The 1,215-nt window shown below is 73.5% G+C and carries 1 protein-coding gene; it reads left to right on the forward strand.

The genetic code is table 11. From position 1 onward, the window contains the following. Positions 1 to 1,215 (forward strand): hydrogen gas-evolving membrane-bound hydrogenase subunit E (mbhE, locus tag AC2W7J_RS18310; RefSeq protein ID WP_485984208.1); only part of this gene is annotated, 1,215 nt, incomplete at both ends.

Raw genomic sequence — 1,215 nt, forward strand, 5'->3', positions numbered from 1 at the left:
CGGCTCGGCGCACCGCACCGGTCTCGCCGCGCGCGACCCTGTCCGCCGCCTCGATGGCCGGCCTGCCGCCGCTCGTCGGCTTCGTCGCCAAGGAGTCGGCGCTCACCGCCGTCATCGAGTCCGCCCACGGCCCCCTGTCGACGACCACCGGCTGGCTGGCCGTCGCCGGCCTCGTCACCGGGTCCGTGCTCACGGTCGCCTACTCCGCGCGGTTCGTCTGGGGTGCCTTCGCGACGAAGGGGCGACCGGCGCCGCCCCGAGCCCCACCCCCTTCGCCGCACCCCACGCGCTGCTCATCGCGCCGGTCCTGCTGTCGCTCACGACCCTGGCGTCCGGCTTCTTCGGTGACCTGCTCACCGAGCTCTTCCACCCCTACACCGAGACGCTGCCGGGCGCCGAGCCCGAGCACCTCGCGCTGTGGCACGGCCTCACCCCGGCCCTCGGGCTGACCGTCGTGGCCATCGTCGCCGGCCTCCTGCTCTTCGTGGGGCGGGCCCCCTTCGCCCGGGTCCAGGCCGCGCTGCCCGAGGTGGTCAACGCCGAGCGCGTCTACCAGCGCTTCATGAAGGCCCTCGACCGCTTCGCCGTCGAGGTCACCGCCCTCGCCCAGGGCGGCTCGCTGCCGACCTACCTCGGCACGATCTTCCTCGTCGTCATCCTCCTGCCGGGCGTCGTCGCCGCCACCGCCCTGCCCGGCACCGAGGTGCGGCTGTGGGACACCTTCAGCCAGGCGGCCGTCGGGCTCTTCGTCATCGCCGCGGCGATCCTCGCCGTGCGCGGCCGCAACCGCCTCCAGTCGGTGATGTTCGTCGGCCTCACCGGCTACGGGCTCGCGCTGCTCTTCCACCTGCACGGGGCGCCCGACCTCGCCCTGACCCAGGTGCTCGTCGAGACCTTCTCCCTCGTGCTCTTCGTCCTCGTGCTGCGCATGCTCCCGCAGGACTTCCGCCGCCGTCCCCGCTCCGGCCGCCGCTCGCGCCGCCGGCTGTGGCGCCTCGCCCTCGCCGGGACCATGGGCGCGGCGATCTCCACCCTCACGGTCGTCGCGGCCAATGCCCGCATCCACGAGCCGATCAGCAAGGCCTTCCCCCAGCAGGCCTACGACTTCGGCCACGGACAAAATGTCGTCAACGTGACCCTCGTCGACATCCGCGCCTGGGACACCCTCGGCGAGATCTCGGTCCTCGTCTGCGCGCGCGCGCCACCTGGTCCTTC

It is taken from the genome of Janibacter sp. CFPM2_SD2 (assembly GCF_057364645.1).